The organism is Chengkuizengella sediminis (assembly GCF_010078385.1).
Classification (GTDB): Bacteria; Bacillota; Bacilli; order Paenibacillales; family KCTC-33759; genus Chengkuizengella; species Chengkuizengella sediminis.
In genome coordinates, this window is record NZ_SIJC01000004.1 from 1 (window position 1) to 18,426 (window position 18,426).

The window sequence follows — 18,426 nt, forward strand, 5'->3', positions numbered from 1 at the left end:
CCGCCACTAAGATCTTAAAAAGCAAGCTTTTTAAGATCTTCGTTCGACTTGCATGTATTAGGCACGCCGCCAGCGTTCGTCCTGAGCCAGGATCAAACTCTCCATTAAAGAGTTGCAATCTTACGACCACAACCATTTAGAGCGCTTGGCTCATTCTTTGTTACATGTTATATCCGGGTTCCCAAAAGTTTAAAACTTTTGAGCTATTTGTTTGGATTCCTGAATATCTTTCAGGTCTCCTTAAGTTCACTCGTTATTCAGTTTTCAAGGTGCAAATACTATAAATATCTATCATCACTTATATCATCCGTTTCAACGGCGACTTAATTAATATAACATAAAATCTATATAAAATGCAACATCTTTTTTTATGTTATTTCGTAGCGATAAAGATAAATATAACAAACTTCATATAATATATCAACTGGAAATACTTAAATTGTAGAAAAATATCAAAAGCAACTCATCAGATTCGCATTTTTTTCTCTATCATTTTGCTATAATAGTAAAATAAAATACAACATAGATAAAAGGAGAGAGTATACATGACTACAAAATCTCCCATTTTTTTGAAACCTCTATTTAAAGAAAGAATCTGGGGTGGGACTTCATTAAAAAGATTCAACTATGAGTTGAACTCAGATAACGTAGGAGAGTGTTGGGCGATATCCGCACATCCAAATGGGACTAATGAAGTAAAATCTGGTTTATATAAGGGATTGTCCTTGAGCAACCTATGGGATAAACATCAAGAATTATTTGGTTTTTTCCCTTCTGATAAATTCCCATTGTTAACGAAAATTTTAGATGCAAGTCAGGATCTATCTGTTCAAGTACATCCAGATGATCAATATGCCCAGCAAAACGAGAATGGAGAACTAGGGAAAACTGAATGTTGGTATATTATTGATTGTAAAAAAGATGCGGAGATGATTTTAGGACACCATGCAAGTTCTAAAAAACAACTTTTACAGTGGGTGAAACAAGGGTTGTGGTCGGATTTATTGCGAAAAGTAAAAATTAAACCAGGTGACTTTTTTTATGTGCCAAGTGGTACTATCCATGCTTTGTGTGAGGGAACATTAGTATTGGAAACACAGCAAAATTCTGATACAACCTATCGAGTATATGATTATGATAGAATTGATCAGAATGGTCAGGTTCGGGATTTACATTTAGATAAAGCGATCGAAGTAACAACAATACCACATCAAAACGAGTCCATTGATCCAGTGATTTCAAAACAAAAAGATGCAACTATAACGAAATTTGTTGAAGAGAAATACTTTTCGGCATTTAAATGGGAGATCAACGGAGAATCGCAGTTTAATCAGAATAAAAAGTTTCAATTAGTCAGTGTATTAGAAGGTGAAGGAATACTTGAAACACTTGACGGAGAGTTTACCTTTCAAAAAGGGGATCATTTTATATTGCCATACCAAATGAGTGATTTTACGATCCGTGGAAATACAGAAATGATCATATCGTTCCCTTCTTAAAACAGCACCCATCAAATTTCTATTAGAATTTGAATTGATGGGTGTTGTTTTTACTTAGATATTATGCTAACCAAACAAAGTATGCAATGAAAACTATGAACATTAGATACATAATCCAATGTACTTTTCTAGCTTGTCCGTTAAAAATTTTAGTTAAAGGATATAATATAAACCCTAGTGCAATTCCCGTTGCGATACTAAAGGTTAAAGGCATTGTAATTGCAGTTAAAAATGCAGGGACAGCTTCTTCAATTTTGTTCCATTCAATTTTACCTAAACTAGCAGCCATCAATACCCCAACCATAATTAAAGCAGGAGCCGTTACTTCTTGTGTAATAACTGACAGTAATGGGAAAAAGAATAAAGATAAAGCAAACATCCCCGCAGTGACAACGGAAGCAAATCCTGTACGTCCACCTGCTGCAACCCCAGCAGATGATTCTATATAAGACGTTGTTGTAGAAGTACCCATAACTGCACCTGTAATGGTAGCTACAGAATCAGCTGTCAACGCTCTTCCCGCTCTTGGTAATTTTCCGTTTTTCATAAGATTTGCCTGTGTAGCTACTCCAACTAATGTTCCAGCAGTATCAAAGAAATCTACAAATAAAAATGTAAATATAACGATCCACATACTTGCTGAAAACATAACAGACAGATCAAATTCTCCATTAATAAATAATGGATCAAATAAAGCGCCAAATGCAGATGCGTTTGGAGGTGTTGCTACTGGGGAACCTGTTGGAGGCTCGATGATACCGAATATCATACCCGCAATCGTTGTAATGACTATTCCATAAAAAATGGCACCTTTTAACTTGCGTGTCATAAAAATAGCTGTGATTACAATACCGAATATAGCTAATAATGTAGTGTTTGCGGATAAATCACCTAATGTTACAAAAGTGGCTTCATTTGCAACAATAATTCCCGCATTTTTCAATCCTATAAAAGCAATAAATAAACCAATACCCGCTGCTGCTGCATGTTTCAACCCAGAAGGAATCGCATTAATGATCGCTTCCCTCACACCTGTAAGTGCTAATATTAAAAATATAATCCCGGAAACTAAAACACCCAAAAGTGCTTGCTCCCAAGGAATACCCATACCAATAACTACTGAGAAAGTAAAAAATGCATTTAGACCCATACCAGGTGCTAATGCAATTGGATACTTAGCAAAAAGACCCATAACTAGTGTACCTATGATTGCAGCGACTGCTGTAGCCGTAAATACAGCTCCAAAATCCATACCAGCAGCACTTAACATGTCCGGATTCACAAACAAAATATAAGCCATTGCCAAAAATGTAGTGATTCCTGCCACCGTTTCACGTCTGTAATTCGTACCAAATTTACTGAATTCAAAATATTTCGCAAAACCCGTTTCATTGTTCTTCCCCATTTAAATTTGCCTCCATAAAAAAATTTTATTTTAAAACAAAAAAAACCTCTTGGTATGTTCTTCTCTACCAAAGGTTTCAAAAAATGAACGTATCAACAAATTCCAGTACAATTCTTATATGGAATAATAAATTTAGCCTTATCAAAAGATGATTATTCCACCACTTTTAGATGTTTTGTAAATACGCGTTAATTTTTCGAAGTAAGGTCATTTACGGTGACCTTGTAGAGACTCCTGGGCCAATTCCCAAGATTATACGAAATATAAAGACTGAATCTGCCGTTTTAAAATTACATTTCCATTTTATGCCCAACCCCCTGTTTTGTCAACAAAAAATCCGAACATATTTCCCTATAGAGAAATTAATGTTCGGATTTTGATGGTCAATTTAATTTTATAATCCTCAAAAAGGATTTATTTCCGATTATAAATAAAAGAATCTTAATCTATTCCCACTCAATCGTTGCAGGTGGTTTTGAGGTCACGTCAAGTACAATGCGATTCACATGATCCACTTCATTAACAATACGTGTAGAAATTTTTTCTAAAACATCGTAAGGAATACGTGCCCAGTCCGCAGTCATACCATCAATGGAGGTCACAGCTCGAATACCTACCGTATAGGAATAAGTACGTGCATCTCCCATGACTCCAACACTTTTCATGTTAGGAAGTGCAGTAAAGTACTGCCAAATTTCACGATCCAGGCCTGCTTTTTTAATTTCATCACGTAAAATTGCATCTGACTCTCGCACGATAGTTAGCTTGTCCTCTGTAACTTCACCAAGCACTCGAATTGCTAATCCTGGTCCAGGGAAAGGCTGACGCCAAACGATTTCCTGCGGCAAACCGCACTCTTCTCCCACTTTACGCACTTCATCTTTAAACAACGCACTTAGAGGTTCAATTAATTCAAATTTCATATCCTCTGGCAAACCGCCAACATTATGATGAGACTTAATCGTTTGAGCAGTATCTGTACCACTTTCTACGATGTCCGTATATAACGTTCCTTGGGCTAGAAAATCAAAATCTCCAATGTTTTTCGATTCATCATCAAAAACATAAATAAACTCATTTCCGATCAATTTACGTTTCTGTTCAGGGTCTGAAACCCCTTTTAATTTACCTAAGAATCGATCTTGAGCATCAATCTTTACTACGTTCATATCAAATTTCCCGCTAAAGGTTTCCATCACACTTTCGGCCTCACCTTTACGAAGTAATCCATGATCAATAAACATACAAGTCAGCTGATCACCAATTGCTTTATGTATAAGAATAGCAACAACAGAAGAATCCACTCCCCCGCTAAGCGCACATAAAACCTTACGACCGCCTACTTTATTTCGAATATCTTGAATTGTATCTTCAACAAATGATTCCATCGTCCAATCACCTGTACAACCACACACATCAAACAAGAAATTTTTGATCATATCATTCCCATAAATAGAGTGGCGGACTTCAGGATGAAATTGTACTGCAAATACTTTCTTATCCGGATGACTCATGGCTGCAACTGGAGCATGCTCTGTACTAGCATCAACTACGAAACCTGTAGGTGGTTCAATAACCAAATCACTATGGCTCATCCATACTTGCTGATTTTTCTCCAAACCTTTTGTTAAAATACTATGGTCTTCAAAGTCAACCAACGCTTTACCGTACTCTCTACGTTCAGCTCGTTCAACCTTACCTTTTAACTGATGTGATATGAGTTGCATTCCATAACAAATTCCGAAAATCGGAATGTTTATGTCATAGATTGCTTCATCAACTAAGGGAGAATTTTCTTCATATACACTAGACGGACCACCTGAAAATACAATTCCTTTTGGATTAAGCTCTAGAATTTTATCAACAGGTGTATTGTAAGGTAGCAGCTCACTGTATACTCCTAAATCTCTAATTCTTCGGGCAATTAATTGATTATATTGACCCCCAAAATCTAATACTACGATCATCTCATGTGGTTTGCTCATTTTTTCCTCCTAAATTTTGGTTCTATACGTTTATGTACTCAATGAATACACAATAACAACAATTATATGTATCGTCAATGACCCACTGCTTAAGCAGTGGGCTCCCTTAACATATAAAGTTCTGTGATTCTTAGTCGTCAATCATTTATTCACCATTTTGTACCATAGTTCATTTAATTTTTTCTTAGATATCCATTCATTAGGATTTTCACTGTAACGGAGAATCTCATATTTTGAAGCAAATTCATTCAGTGCCATATTCTGTTCTTCTTTTGGGAATTTTAAGGCTGCAACGTACTCTTTAACTGATTGTCCTTGAGAAATTTCACCAAAATAATGAAATAACTTCACCCAATACCGCTCATATCTTTTCACAAGCATATCCTTTTTATTTTCCGAAAAATCAAGCTTTCTTAATTTATACCATAACGCAAGGTCATTTCTCCAATTTAAATAAGTAACCAGTAAAAATCCAACAATTGAAATCAAACCTACAATTCCCCATAACAAAGACTTATTAAATGTTTGATTCGCAAAAGGTTGAGACTCCTTCATCGATTCTTCAATAAAAGATTGATTTAATGCTGTGACCACTTGTTCATCGACATGGCTTGTAAAATCAGGTGTAGGTTCGAATGGAATCCATCCTATCCCTTCAATATAAGCCTCAGCCCATGAATGAGCATCTGAGTTTCGAACAATATATTCTTTTAACCCTCCGTTTAATTGTACATTCGTATTTTGTAATTCTCCAGGGGCAAAACCTTTGACCCACCTTGCAGGAATGCCAATAGAACGAAGCATGACCACCATAGAGGTTGAAAAGTGATCACAATACCCTAGTTTTTGCTCGAATAAAAAATGATCTACAAAATCTTCATTTGCTGCTGGTATGACCGTTTTTTCTAAATTGTATTCATAATTTTCTTTTAAATATTTTTCTATAGCTAAAGTCTTAGTATAAGGGTGTGTTAACTCACTTGTAATTTCCTCACTGAGGTTTTTCACTCGAGGGGGTAATGTCTTAGGAAGCTGCAAATACCTTAGACGTTCCTCATGACTTAGTTGAGTTTGTTCCACTTTTAAGTTAGTATTTTGAATCCTTTGTGATTCATAGTCTGGTAATTCTACTTTCATTTGATAATACAATACTTCATCATTTAAATTCTGAATGTTGTATCTTTGTGTAGAAGGATCAATCATCAATGAGTCTTCAGCATAAAAGGTACCATCACTTGTAACTAAGCCATCAAATTGATGAATAGTTCCACCGCTAAACACAATATTTCCAAGGTTATGATTTTGAATTAATACGTTTTGTTGTATGATTTCTGTTGGTATGCTTGTCTCTACATGAAATCCATCAGCTAGTTGTGGAGCATTTTCAACTTGAAGCCAACCCTTTCCATCGTAAAAACTTTTTGTTTCTCCTCGCCAATATGTTTCTTTCTCTGTTTCACCTACAAAAACGGGATCATGATTTAGTTGAACTTGCCCACCCAAAGTGGAGTCATCCAATCCATAACCACTTAAAAAAGAAAGGTTGAGGTTTTCATTCATAATATTCTCCCCACTTACTTTTGCAGATGAAGCCATCTCTTTTAAATAGTCATGAAAAACAGATAAGTTTAATACTTCAATTTCCTTGGTTTTATCCTTTGATAAAATCATCCCCACAGAAATAATCATACAAATGATGATTACAACAGAAATAGTCCATATCATCATTGAATTTTTATTTTGATGAACGAGTGAGTTTTTTGTATTGTGCTGTTTCATCTTAACATAGTGCAATAACGCCATGGACAAAAGCCCTATCGATAAACTTCGTATAATGGCCATCGAAGTATCCATTCCAAATACAAGCTGTAAAAAGAAAAGATACATAATTGTTATCGTGACAAACCATCCACTGATGAGTTGACGAACCATCAATGATTGAATAATTGAAATAATGATTGACCAACCAAATACAAACATAAAAACCCTATTTTCACTACTCCATAAATGCCATTTCCCATTCCACATGTGACTAACATCGGATGTGATGACTTGAAAGTACTGTACAGAGGCTTGAATATTAAAAATATCATTGGAATAAAAACCATATATAATGAGGAACCAACAGATACATATTTTAAAAAACCAATTGATGACAAAAGGAATATATAAATAATCAATAAGTATAAACAATCCTAAAGTGATGATAAAAGGATATATTCCAAACATATTTTTAAAATTAGATATCGTAAGCAAAGGATGGATCCATTCCCAACACAAAATAAAAAGAAAAACACAGATGATTCCGCTTACAATCCATTCTTTAGGATGGTTTAGAGGTTTCACATTATGCTCCATGTTGCAATCCTCCTTGTTTTATTTTCGAATGGGAATGACGTGAATTGACAGGTTCAATCCGACATCCCATTTCTTCCAGTGATTTTATATATTTCCTTTGCTGAATATTTAATACTGCCGATCCATAGATGAACACTATGTTTATTTTTCTCATCTGTTTACGTAAAAATAAACATGTATTTATTAACTGATCATCTAAATTAGATGTGATGCAAACATTCATTACATCCTTCTGAATGCCCATCATCTGCTGACGCATGGTTTCGTGAAAAGAAATTTTTCCATTAGGAATCACGGTTGCTAGAAACTCATAAGCTTGTTGCATTTTAAATGAAGATGTTAAAGGCTCTTTATATTGTTCAAGGTTATTACTTGTTAAACCTAAACCAATCCTCTGGTTTTTCCCATAACGTAATAAACTTGCTGCAACTTGAACTGCAGTTTCAAAACATGATGAATCTAAATGATCAGCATTTTTATTCGCATCTAAAAAAAGCATCATTTTATAATCATGGGAAAATTCACGTTCTTTTGTTTTTAATTTATTTGATTTTGCAGACATTTTCCAATGAATGCGATTCATTGGGTCACCATAGCTATAATCACGAATCCCACTAAATTGAAGAGATTCATAACTTCTTTGTGAAGATGTCTGATTGCTATCTTCTGATTCACTCTGTACATTTCTCCATTTTACGATAGGAATCGGTTCAGGATATACAATGAATTGCAGCTCTGAATCAATCTTTACTTTTTTACGAATGAAACCAAACAAATCTTTTATTATAATTTGAAGCCCTTTTGACTCATATTTTCCTCTTTGACAATTTACAATAAAATATTCGTATTGCACAGTTGATTGAAGTCGTGGGAAATAAGTTTGTTTATGCCATTCATCCTCTACAACGATCCATACAAATGGAAGCCAGGTTTGAAGCTGGATGTTCATTTTCACCGAAATATTTTCACCTGAGATCCATGTTTCACTTGAGATTGTTCTTTGGGTTTTCATCTTCGGGTTCGCCAATCTCACAATGATTAAATAAAACAGTAATAAACTGAGACTATAACTCACAAACCATGCAGAATACCCGCCCTTAAACCAGCTATAACTAAGTGAACTTGTCCATATTAGTAAAACAAAAATCATCTTCAAATTATTCATTGATTCAACCTTCTAACCTAACGAGACATATTTTAGTGTTGGTATCGGAAGCTCTTCTCTTAATTTCATTAATACTGAAGTAGTATTCACACCTGCCATCTCTATGTTTTGTTTTAACACAACACGATGAGCAAATATAGGTATAATGAGTTCTTTGATATCATCAGGAATGACATAATTCCTACCTCTGATTAAAGCTATCGCTTGAGAAGCTTTCATTAAATCTATCGAGGCACGTGGACTCACTCCTAACAATAGATGAGGATGTTGACGAGTGGCCTCAGATATTTGCACAATATATTCCCTCAACGCACCATCTACGTGAATTGTCCCAGCCTTTTTTTGTAATTCTACTAACTCTTCTTTGAATAACACTGTTTTTAATGTTTCAATTGGATGACCATTTTGTACTCTTTCTAACATACTTACTTCCTGTTCTTTATTGGGATAACCAAGATGAATTTTTATTAAGAACCGATCCATCTGCGCTTCTGGCAAAACGTATGTCCCTTCATATTCAAAAGGATTTTGTGTTGCTAGAATCAAAAATGGGGCTGGTAGTTTATACGTTGTTCCATCTACGGTTAAGCTTTTTTCAGCCATAGCTTCAAGTAAAGCAGATTGTGTTTTTGCAGATGTACGATTAATTTCATCAGCAAGTACAATATTGGCCATTAATGGTCCTGGTCTAAATTCAAAGTCTCTAGTTTTTTGATTGTACATCGAAATGCCCGTAATATCAGTTGGCAATAAATCCGGTGTAAACTGGATGCGATTGAAAGAACAATCAATAGATTTTGCCAATGCTCGTACTAGCATTGTTTTACCTACACCAGGAATATCTTCAATTAAGACATGTCCTTGACTGATAAATGCAATTAATACCTTTTCAATCGAATCTCTCTTCCCTATGATGACTTTCTCTATGTTTTGAATCACTCTTTCTACCATTTCCTGTGGTTGTTCAAATAAAAATGAAGAAGTATCTCTAGTATTCAATGATATAAACCTCCTCTATCACATTTGGTCCTTTTTTTCTATCATTTCCACTTTTTTAGTATTTTATAACGTTAGAAAAAAAGGATAGATAAAACAGAAACATCTGCTTCATCTATCCTTCTCTTTTTACATATACATTTTCAAACTTATAAAGTGTTCCTATTACAATTCCCTTACAACTTCAAGCACCTTCTGAACATGCTCTTTTACTCTTACTTTACGCCACTCTTTTACTAAGACACCATCAGCATTAATTAAAAAAGTAGAACGCTCAACACCCATATATTCTCTGCCGTACATTTTTTTAAGAACCCATACTCCGAACAATTCACAAACCTTTTTTTCCACATCAGCCAACAATAGAAATGGAAGTTCATGTTTTGCAATAAACTTATCATGTGATTTTAGATCGTCTGGACTTATTCCGATCACTTCTGTATTCAGCTTCCCATAATCTCCATGATAGTCTCGGAAATCACAAGATTCAGTCGTGCATCCCGGTGTCATATCCTTTGGATAAAAATAAATAACTATGTTTTTCCCACGAAAATCACTTAATGAAACTTCTTTTCCATTAGATGCTGGTAGTGTGAAATTTGGAACTGCTTGTCCAACAGTTACTTGTGACATTTGCTTTCAATCCCTTCAATAGTACATACATGTAAACCATTGATCATACAAAGAAAATTTGCTTTTCAAAAAGTTCATTTCCAACAAATCCTCTAATCAAGACAATATTGTACATGTTCAACTAGCATTACTTAAAACCTATTATACAGATTATATCCATTAAAATCCAAGAAACTCATTTAACTAACAAACATTGATCAGCCAGTAATGCAGCTTTAAACAGAGAGGTAAAGTCAAAATTACACTAATACTTATTGCCTTATAGGTAATATAACAGTGAAAGATGTCCCTTTCTCAAATTCACTATCTACCTTAATTTGTCCATGATGGATGGAGACAATTTTATGTGCGATTGAAAGACCTAATCCATTCCCACCAAAAGATCTAGTTCTTGCTTTATCCGCTTTATAAAAACGTTCAAAAATATGATGTAAATCTTCTGATTTGATCCCAATCCCCGTGTCTTTAAAAATAACTTTGATGATTGATTCAGTTTTATATATAGATATATATATTTTTTTGTTGTCAGGTGTATATCTAATACTGTTTGTGAGAAGGTTTATCCATACCTGTTCCAACTGAGACTCATCCGCATGGATTGTAACTTTAGGTAAATTCAAATCAATTTTCAACTGTTTTTCTGACCATAGAGGTTCGCTTTTCACTACAACTTTTCTAATTTGTTCATCTAAATTATAAGTTTTAGGGCGAAATGGATGGTTTTCAGAATCTAAAGAAGCGAGTTTTAATAAATCCTCACTCAATTTAGAAAGTCGTTTACTCTCATCCTCAATGATTTGTAAATACTTATGTCGATCCTCTTCTTTAACCAAATTATCCTTTATTGCTTTTGTAAAACCACGAATCGATGTTAAAGGTGATTGAATTTCATGAGATACATTACCTACAAATTCTTGTCTCATTGATTCAAGTTTTTGTAGTTGTTGTGTCATATGATTAAAGCTATCTGTCAAATCACCGATTTCATCTTTCCTTCGATGTTTAATCTGCACATCATAGTTCCCCTTAGCTAATTCCTTTGTTGCTTTTGTTAAACGTCGTATAGGGATAACAAGATAAGTAGCTGAAATGCTAAATAAAATACTACCTATAATTAAGATCGTAAATAAAATAATTTGAAATAAATATTTAATTTGATTCCATTCTGCGGGAAAATCAGGTGAAATAAACAGTGCATACCTTATATTGTCAATTTTAAATGGCATACCAACAATACGTTCTGCTGGATCATCTGACCATGTAACCGTATCTGCACTAAATTTTTCTCCTCTAAGCACCTGTTCAACATCTTCGTTTTTAATGGTATAATTCTCAATATTAGATCCATACGAAATAACCTGATTATGTTCTTGATAGAGATTTATACGATAAGTAAACAAAGTTGAGTTATTAAAAAAGGATTCCATGTCCTCTTCTGGTGTTGATTGATACAACTCCATAAACTCTTCCCCAACCTCAATTAAACGCTGATCTATTTTTTGTTTGAAATCGCTGTAAAAAATAAAATATGCAGCTAATAAACCAATCATCAAACTGACTAATACAGCAGCTATAAAAAGATAGGCATATCTAATATAAATGGATTTTCTCATGATATAACCTCTAAACGGTAACCTAAACCTCTAATAGTAGAGATTTGTATCCTATCGGTTTTTTCTTTAATTCTTTGCCGTAGACGTTTAATGTGTACATCTACAGTTCTGTCATCTCCTTCATAATCCAGACCCCAAATTTTTTCAATCAGTTGATCTCGAGTGAATATTTGGTTAGGAAAATTTGCTAACTGAAACAATACCTCAAATTCCTTCAAGGGCAACGTTAAACTATCTCCATTGATGGACACTTTTTTCGTTTTTGCATCCATTTCTATATCACCAATTTTAATAATTTGTGAGTTCATTACTTTATATCTTCTAAGCAAAGCTTTCACTCGCACAATTAATTCTATAGGATCAAAAGGTTTCACCAAATAATCGTCAGTACCTAACTCGAATCCCTTTACTTTATCTTCCGTAGTACCTTTAGCCGTTACCATTAATACAGGTATTTCGTATAAATCACGAATCTCCTTACATAATTCCCATCCATTTATATGAGGCATCATAATATCAATAATCGCAAGATTAATTTTTTCTTTTTCCAAAATATTCAATGCTTCAATGCCGTCATTGGCTTCAAGTATCATATAGCCTTCATTACTAAGATAAAGTGAAATTAGATGACGAATACTTTCATCATCGTCTGCAACCAAAATTTTAACCATGATTGAATCTCCTTTCACTCTTCAAAATTAACATGTCTATGGATAACTTGTTTTATTTTAACAGTGTTATATGAACTAAATATGAACAACTTATATATTGTTTAAGGATTTCATTATAAATTTTGGATTATACTAATCTTTCAAATATAATTTCATGTTTAGTTGGTTTACCATGAGACTTGAACTAACTTCCACCCTTTTTTTGAATGATCATTTATTATTTCTTGATGTGATGCTTGAGAAAACATTTTATTACTTGTATACGGGCCCCCGAATCTTTCTCTTTCTGATGGTCTTAAGACTTCTACATCTTGATATACTCGTTAGTGCATTGCTCTTATTTGTGACTCTTGTGGGCTTTGCAAGTGGAACAAATAAGAGTGCTTCTCTCCCTCTCTTTCACCTAATCGGTCTTAAGACTTCTGTATCCTCACTGTAATGAACTAGTGAATTACTCTTGTGAGTGACTTTTGCGCTTTGTGCAAGTGGAAGGAATAAGAGTAATCACCTAGTTCATCTGCCCACAACTCAGAAGTCTCTAAGATCCAGCCCCCTTATACCTATTTACACCGATGTTCCAAACCATAAAACCAATACTAAAAAATACGATTCCTACTACTGGTGTTAACAACGCAAAACCTTGGGGAATGTCTTTATCTAAGAAAAAGGATGCTGGATATACACCTACAAATGCAAAAGGCAACAACCAAGTTAACGTAAATTTTATCACCTTATTGTAAATATCAACTGGGTATCTCCCATAGTTTTGTATGTTCCAGATCATAGGTGTGATTCCTGTCGGTGAATCCGAAAAAAACGATAACGACGTAATTAATATGTATACCCCGCCATAAATCAATACTGAACCGATTACCATTAATATAAGCACAAATGGATCATACCAAACAAAAGAAACATCAAGATGAAGCCACGCATACCCCATAATAATGAAACCTGTAAGAGAGCCAAATAAAGAAGCAGGGTCCATGTTTTCTAAAACGAGCTGGACTAAGTTATGAGCTGGTCTCGTTAAAATCCGATCCATCTCTCCTTTTACAATATACCGTTCATTAAAGCCCCATAGGTTTAAAAAACAAGTGAATACGCCATAAGGGATCATAAAATACCCGTATATAAACAGCATTTCATAAATGGACCAACCACCCAAAGAATTTGTATGTAAAAATACCACTAATATAAAAAATAAATTTGTCAGCTGAAATAATAAATCCGTTACTACTTCAATCAAAAAATCAGCTCGATAAGTCATCCGTGTTTTCAAATAGGTTTTAAAATAATCTGTAAAAATTGAGGCATAATACATTTTTCTCAACCTCCCTGCACAACGAGTCGACGTCTTGCCATCTTCCAAATTACATAAATTGGAACACTCAAAAATACAAACCAAAATACTTGAACAATAAATGCATTATAAATCGCATTCCCTACGACTCTGCCCGTAAAAACAGAAGCAGGCAAATAGGTAATGGCTTGAAATGGAAGCCACTCTAAAACCTTCTGGGCCCAACCTGGGAAAAAGGATATCGGGATAATTAATCCAGAAAAAAGATCCACAGCAATTCTTTTAAATCTCATTAAACCTTCATTGTTTTCCACAAAAAATGCAAACATACCTGTTAATAAATTAATCTGTGAGTTAATTAAAAAGCTAAAAAAGATCATTACCATAAAGATCAACCAAACATCAAATTGAGTTGGCAGCTCTATTTGGAATATAAGGGTTACGATAACCATACCCGGAATCGAAAACAACAATAATCGAAATAATCCTTCTCCTAAACCCTGCATCATTTTAAAAATCAAATAAGGATATGGTTTTGTTAATTGGACTGCAACACTTCCATCTTTGATCTCATTCGCAATTTCTCGATCTAAATTATTAAAATAAAATGCTCTTGCCATCCAGGACACTGCAACATATGTTGTCATTTGTAAAACTGTAAATTCACCTAGCGTTTCATTCGTCCCGTAAATGGCTTTCCATAAAAAATAATAAGCACCAATATTAATCGCATAAATGATAATCCCACTGTAATAGTTTACACGGTAAGCTAACATCATTAAAAAACGAATTCGAATCATATCTATGTAAGCACTAAACATTGGAAGCTACCACTTCCTTTGGTTTTTCTGCAGAGCCAGATTTATAAATCTCTCTCACGATTTCGTCTGTATTTGTTTCAAATATTTTAATATCACTAATCTCAGTAAACCCTACGATGCGACTTAACACATCAGATACATTCACTTCTTTTTGCGGAATCCACACTTTTGCCGCCAACTCATTTTCTTTTGACCATTTCACATTTAACCCTTTTGTTAACTCATGTAGATGAGATAGTGGATAACCTTTTTGAAATTGAAAATGAACTTCCTTTCCCTTACCCCATTTATCCTTTAAATTTTGTAGACTTCCGTCATATATAATATGACCTTGATCGAGCATTATCACACGTGAGCATAATGCTTCAATATCCTGTAAATCATGTGTCGTTAATAATATCGTTGTTTCATATTTTTGATTCATATCTTTTAAAAATTTTCTTATTTCTGTTTTCACTACAATGTCTAAACCAATAGTAGGTTCGTCTAAAAATAAAATGGATGGATTATGTAATAAAGAGGCTGCTAATTCACACCTCATACGCTGACCTAAGCTTAATTTTCGAACTGGACGATTTAATATTTCAGATAACTGCAAACGTTCTACAATTTCATCTAAACGAGTTTTAAAGTCATTTTCAGGTACACGATATACTTTTTTCAACAGCTGGAAGGATTCAATCACACCAATATCCCACCATAATTGACTTCTTTGTCCAAATACTACACCAATACCACGAACAAATTTTTCTCTTTCTTTATACGGAATCATACCGTTCACTTCAATTTGTCCAGAACTTGGAACAAGAATACCTGTTAACATTTTTATCGTAGTCGATTTTCCCGCACCATTTTCCCCAATGTATCCACAGATTTCACCTTTTGGAATTTGAAAGCTAATATCGTCTACAGCTGCAACTTGATTGTATTGTCTTTTGAATAAATCTTGGAATGCTCCTTTTAGACCTTCTCTATTTTTTTGTACTTTAAATACTTTTCGAAGTTGATTTACATGAATTGCTGACATAATTACACTCCTATTTCTGGTATTTCTAGTGTACGCCTTGAAATGTTGAGCATTTTCCATCATAATTTTAGATATTACTTATCTTGTCTTCACATCCTAGAACTTCTATATAAAGAGAAAAGATAAATAGGATGTCAATGCTAGATCACTTTATATCATACATGAAGCATTCTAAAAAGAATAGTTCAACACGAAAGGACAAATTTATAAGATGGTTACTAAAAAACCAAAGAAAAAAAGTAAACGACTATTATGGACATCTCTCATTATTTTCATTCCAATTGTAATTTTCCTTACTTATTACATTAGTTCTATTGTTAGTACCGCAAATAATTTTCAAGCAGATGGCGAATCACCATTTGATAAATTCGACGGCGATGCATTTTATGAACCACCTGAATGGGAAGGGAACGAACGAGTAAATATTTTATTATTAGGTGGAGATACTAGAGGCCTTAGTGAAAATGAGGTCCCTCGTTCCGATACGATGATGGTACTTTCTCTTGATCCGGAATCAAAACAAGCATTTTTATTTTCAATTTTACGTGATACATACGTAGATATCCCTGGTCATTGGGGAACTAAAATAAATGCGGCTTTAGTTTTCGGTGGTCCAAATCTAGCGATGGAAACGGTGAGCAATTTTACCGGTTTACCTATTCAATACTATGTTTATGTAGATTTTGAAGGATTTACTGAACTAGTCGATGCGATTGGTGGAGTAGAATTTTATGTTGAAAAAGATATGTACTATACAAGTAGAGCTGATGGACCTGAATTTGACATCAATCTCAAAGAAGGATTACAACAATTAGATGGTAAAAAAGCATTACAATATGTACGTTTTCGTTATGATGCACAAGGAGATTTCTCTCGCACAGAAAGACAAAGAAACTTGTTAAAAGCTGTTGCGGATGAAATGTTAACCTTCACCAATCTGATTAACTTGCCTAAAACATTGGAGGAAGTAGAGCCCTATATTGAAACGAATTTAACTGTCTCTGAAATGGCAAAGTTAGGATCATTAGCCTACAAACATAAAGACAATGGATTTCAAACGGAGCAATTACCTCCTTCAAATAACGTAAGAGATGAGAGAATTGATGGAATATGGTATCTTGTAACGGATGAAACTGAGATGCAACAATATATTCAAGACTTATTTGATCAAGCTGCTTTAGAAGAGGTTCCACAAGAAAATGAAGAAACAAACCTAGAATCAGATGAAACAGGAAGTGAAGGACAATGAACCGAGAACGTTCTGAACAGCATTATAAAGAAGCATTAGAACACATTGTCGGAGGGGTTAACAGCCCCTCCCGTTCTTTTAAAGCTGTCGGTGGCGGTGCTCCCGTATTTATGGAAAAAGCCGAAGGTGCTTATTTCTGGGATGTAGACGGGAATAAATACATAGATTATTTAGCTGCATATGGTCCGATTATTTTAGGACATGCACACCCTAATGTAACAAAAGCTATTACAAAAGCTGCACAAAATGGAACCTTATATGGTGCTCCTACTCAGCTAGAAAACAAATTTTCAAAAATGCTAAAACAAGCGATCCCATCCATGGATAAGGTGCGATTTGTAAATTCAGGCACTGAAGCTGTTATGACAACCATTCGTGTAGCAAGAGCTTTTACAGGCAAGAGAAAAATCATCAAATTTGCTGGCTGTTATCATGGACATTCAGATCTAGTTCTTGTTGCCGCAGGCTCAGGTCCTTCTACACTTGGTATTCCAGATAGTGCAGGAATTACGACAAACATAGCAAGTGAGGTCATTACTGTACCATTTAATGATATTGAAGCATTGAAACAAGCTTTAGATGATTGGGGAGATGATGTTGCTGCGGTAATGATTGAACCCATTGTAGGGAATTTCGGTATGGTTGAACCTGAAGAAGGGTTTTTAGAGCAACTTTGTTTATATACAAGACAAGCTGGTGCACTCGTTATTTACGATGAAGTGATCAGTGCATTCCGTTTTCATTATGGAGCTGCACAAAGCTATAAACTTTTCCCTGACAAAAAAGCAATCGAACCTGACTTAACTGCCCTGGGTAAAATTATTGGGGGTGGATTACCTATTGGTGCTTATGGTGGAAAAAAGGAAATTATGGAGCAGGTTGCACCTTTAGGACCAGCTTATCAAGCAGGAACGATGGCTGGAAACCCAGCTTCCATTTCAGCAGGGATAGCTTGTTTAGAAGTACTTAAGCAACCCGAAACCTATCCACATTTATATGAAATGGCGGATGCATTAACGAATGGAATTCAAGAAGCAGCTGAGCATTACAACATTGAACTGACCATCAATCAAATTGGCGGTGCATTTTCAGTTCATTTTTGCAATCATGAAATAAAAAACTATGAAGACGCTCAAAATACGGATGGTGAATTATTTTCTCAATTTTTCAACTTTATGTTAAATGACGGGATTAATTTAGCTCCATCTAAATATGAAGCTTGGTTCATCACTATAGCCCATACATTAGAAGATATTCATCAAACGATACTTGCCGTACAAAATACCTTTAACAAGATGAAGCGATAAAACATTTTTATGCAGACAATAAATTAAACCTCTCTTTATATTTTCATTTTATAATTATAAAAAACGAATTATTGTAGTAATAGCGCTTATAATAGTTCGTTTTTTAGGTTGGTGTAATTTGAAATAAATACGATATCAGACTCCAATAAACACAAGGGTTCACATTTAATACACACTCTTGACAATAGTATCTATTGTGTCATTTTAAAATTCGTGATATTCTATATAATAATTTTGTATCTCAGATATCGGGTTTGTTTTTAGTGTACCTCAATTCCCATCTATTGCAGACAAACTTACATCATGTCACGATCTTGTGCTGGCGATGTTTGCATCAAAACGTCCTGTTTTGATCATTGATGGATCAGAACGTCCTGTTCTGAAATAACAGCCA

General features: G+C 34.4%; 14 protein-coding genes, 1 rRNA gene and 1 riboswitch. Of the genes, 3 read left to right on the plus strand and 12 right to left on the minus strand.

Features of this window, described 5'->3' with window-relative positions; genetic code table 11:
* Positions 1-108: ribosomal RNA gene (locus EPK97_RS09435) — 16S ribosomal RNA — on the minus strand; the annotation flags it as partial.
* 437 nt (positions 109-545) lie between these two features.
* On the opposite strand from EPK97_RS09435, the gene manA reads away from it, so the two are divergent.
* Positions 546-1,499 carry a mannose-6-phosphate isomerase, class I gene (gene manA / locus EPK97_RS09440; RefSeq protein ID WP_162036390.1) on the plus strand — a complete coding sequence of 318 codons (954 nt, stop codon included), beginning with the start codon at positions 546-548 and terminating at the stop codon, positions 1,497-1,499.
* A gap of 61 nt (positions 1,500-1,560) precedes the next feature.
* On the opposite strand, the gene EPK97_RS09445 is transcribed toward manA, so the two are convergent.
* The 11 genes from EPK97_RS09445 to EPK97_RS09500 all read right to left on the minus strand — a co-directional run bounded on the left by EPK97_RS09445 (position 1,561) and on the right by EPK97_RS09500 (position 15,476).
* On the minus strand, positions 1,561-2,904 hold the full coding sequence (locus EPK97_RS09445; protein WP_162036391.1) for an NCS2 family permease: 1,344 nt from the start codon (positions 2,902-2,904) through the stop codon (positions 1,561-1,563).
* A gap of 179 nt (positions 2,905-3,083) precedes the next feature.
* Positions 3,084-3,184, minus strand: a riboswitch (purine riboswitch).
* A 166-nt stretch (positions 3,185-3,350) separates the two neighbouring features.
* Positions 3,351-4,889 carry a glutamine-hydrolyzing GMP synthase gene (gene guaA, locus EPK97_RS09450; RefSeq protein ID WP_162036392.1) on the minus strand — a complete coding sequence of 513 codons (1,539 nt, stop codon included), beginning with the start codon at positions 4,887-4,889 and terminating at the stop codon, positions 3,351-3,353.
* A 141-nt stretch (positions 4,890-5,030) separates the two neighbouring features.
* Positions 5,031-7,247, minus strand: a complete 2,217-nt coding sequence (locus EPK97_RS09455; RefSeq protein ID WP_162036393.1) for a transglutaminase-like domain-containing protein — start codon at positions 7,245-7,247, stop codon at positions 5,031-5,033.
* Positions 7,237-8,412 carry a DUF58 domain-containing protein gene (locus tag EPK97_RS09460; protein ID WP_162036394.1) on the minus strand — a complete coding sequence of 392 codons (1,176 nt, stop codon included), beginning with the start codon at positions 8,410-8,412 and terminating at the stop codon, positions 7,237-7,239. The genes EPK97_RS09455 and EPK97_RS09460 overlap by 11 nt, the downstream gene beginning before the upstream one ends.
* 12 nt (positions 8,413-8,424) lie before the next feature.
* Entirely contained in the window at positions 8,425-9,363 is a 939-nt protein-coding gene (locus EPK97_RS09465) for an AAA family ATPase (protein WP_162036717.1), read from the minus strand.
* A 210-nt stretch (positions 9,364-9,573) separates the two neighbouring features.
* On the minus strand, positions 9,574-10,041 hold the full coding sequence (gene bcp, locus EPK97_RS09470; protein ID WP_162036395.1) for a thioredoxin-dependent thiol peroxidase: 468 nt from the start codon (positions 10,039-10,041) through the stop codon (positions 9,574-9,576).
* A 251-nt stretch (positions 10,042-10,292) separates the two neighbouring features.
* Positions 10,293-11,654 carry a HAMP domain-containing sensor histidine kinase gene (locus tag EPK97_RS09475; RefSeq protein WP_162036396.1) on the minus strand — a complete coding sequence of 454 codons (1,362 nt, stop codon included), beginning with the start codon at positions 11,652-11,654 and terminating at the stop codon, positions 10,293-10,295.
* The gene (locus EPK97_RS09480) at positions 11,651-12,325 is read right to left on the minus strand and encodes a response regulator transcription factor (protein WP_162036397.1); all 675 of its coding nucleotides are present in this window, start codon (positions 12,323-12,325) and stop codon (positions 11,651-11,653) included. Before EPK97_RS09480 ends, EPK97_RS09475 begins: the two co-directional genes overlap by 4 nt.
* Positions 12,326-12,863: 538 nt before the next feature.
* Positions 12,864-13,649, minus strand: coding sequence for an ABC transporter permease (locus EPK97_RS09490; RefSeq protein WP_162036398.1), 786 nt, complete (start codon positions 13,647-13,649; stop codon positions 12,864-12,866).
* A 5-nt stretch (positions 13,650-13,654) separates the two neighbouring features.
* Positions 13,655-14,449 (minus strand): ABC transporter permease, encoded by a 795-nt coding sequence (locus EPK97_RS09495; RefSeq protein WP_162036399.1) that lies wholly within the window; start codon positions 14,447-14,449, stop codon positions 13,655-13,657.
* On the minus strand, positions 14,442-15,476 hold the full coding sequence (locus EPK97_RS09500) for an ABC transporter ATP-binding protein (RefSeq protein WP_162036400.1): 1,035 nt from the start codon (positions 15,474-15,476) through the stop codon (positions 14,442-14,444). The genes EPK97_RS09495 and EPK97_RS09500 overlap by 8 nt, the downstream gene beginning before the upstream one ends.
* 211 nt (positions 15,477-15,687) lie before the next feature.
* Here EPK97_RS09500 and EPK97_RS09505 point away from each other — a divergent pair, with 211 nt between their 5' ends.
* Both EPK97_RS09505 and EPK97_RS09510 read left to right on the plus strand, forming a co-directional pair.
* Entirely contained in the window at positions 15,688-16,725 is a 1,038-nt protein-coding gene (locus EPK97_RS09505) for an LCP family protein (RefSeq protein ID WP_162036401.1), read from the plus strand.
* Positions 16,722-18,032 (plus strand): glutamate-1-semialdehyde 2,1-aminomutase, encoded by a 1,311-nt coding sequence (locus tag EPK97_RS09510; protein ID WP_162036402.1) that lies wholly within the window; start codon positions 16,722-16,724, stop codon positions 18,030-18,032. The genes EPK97_RS09505 and EPK97_RS09510 overlap by 4 nt, the downstream gene beginning before the upstream one ends.
* Positions 18,033-18,426: the final 394 nt, after the last annotated feature.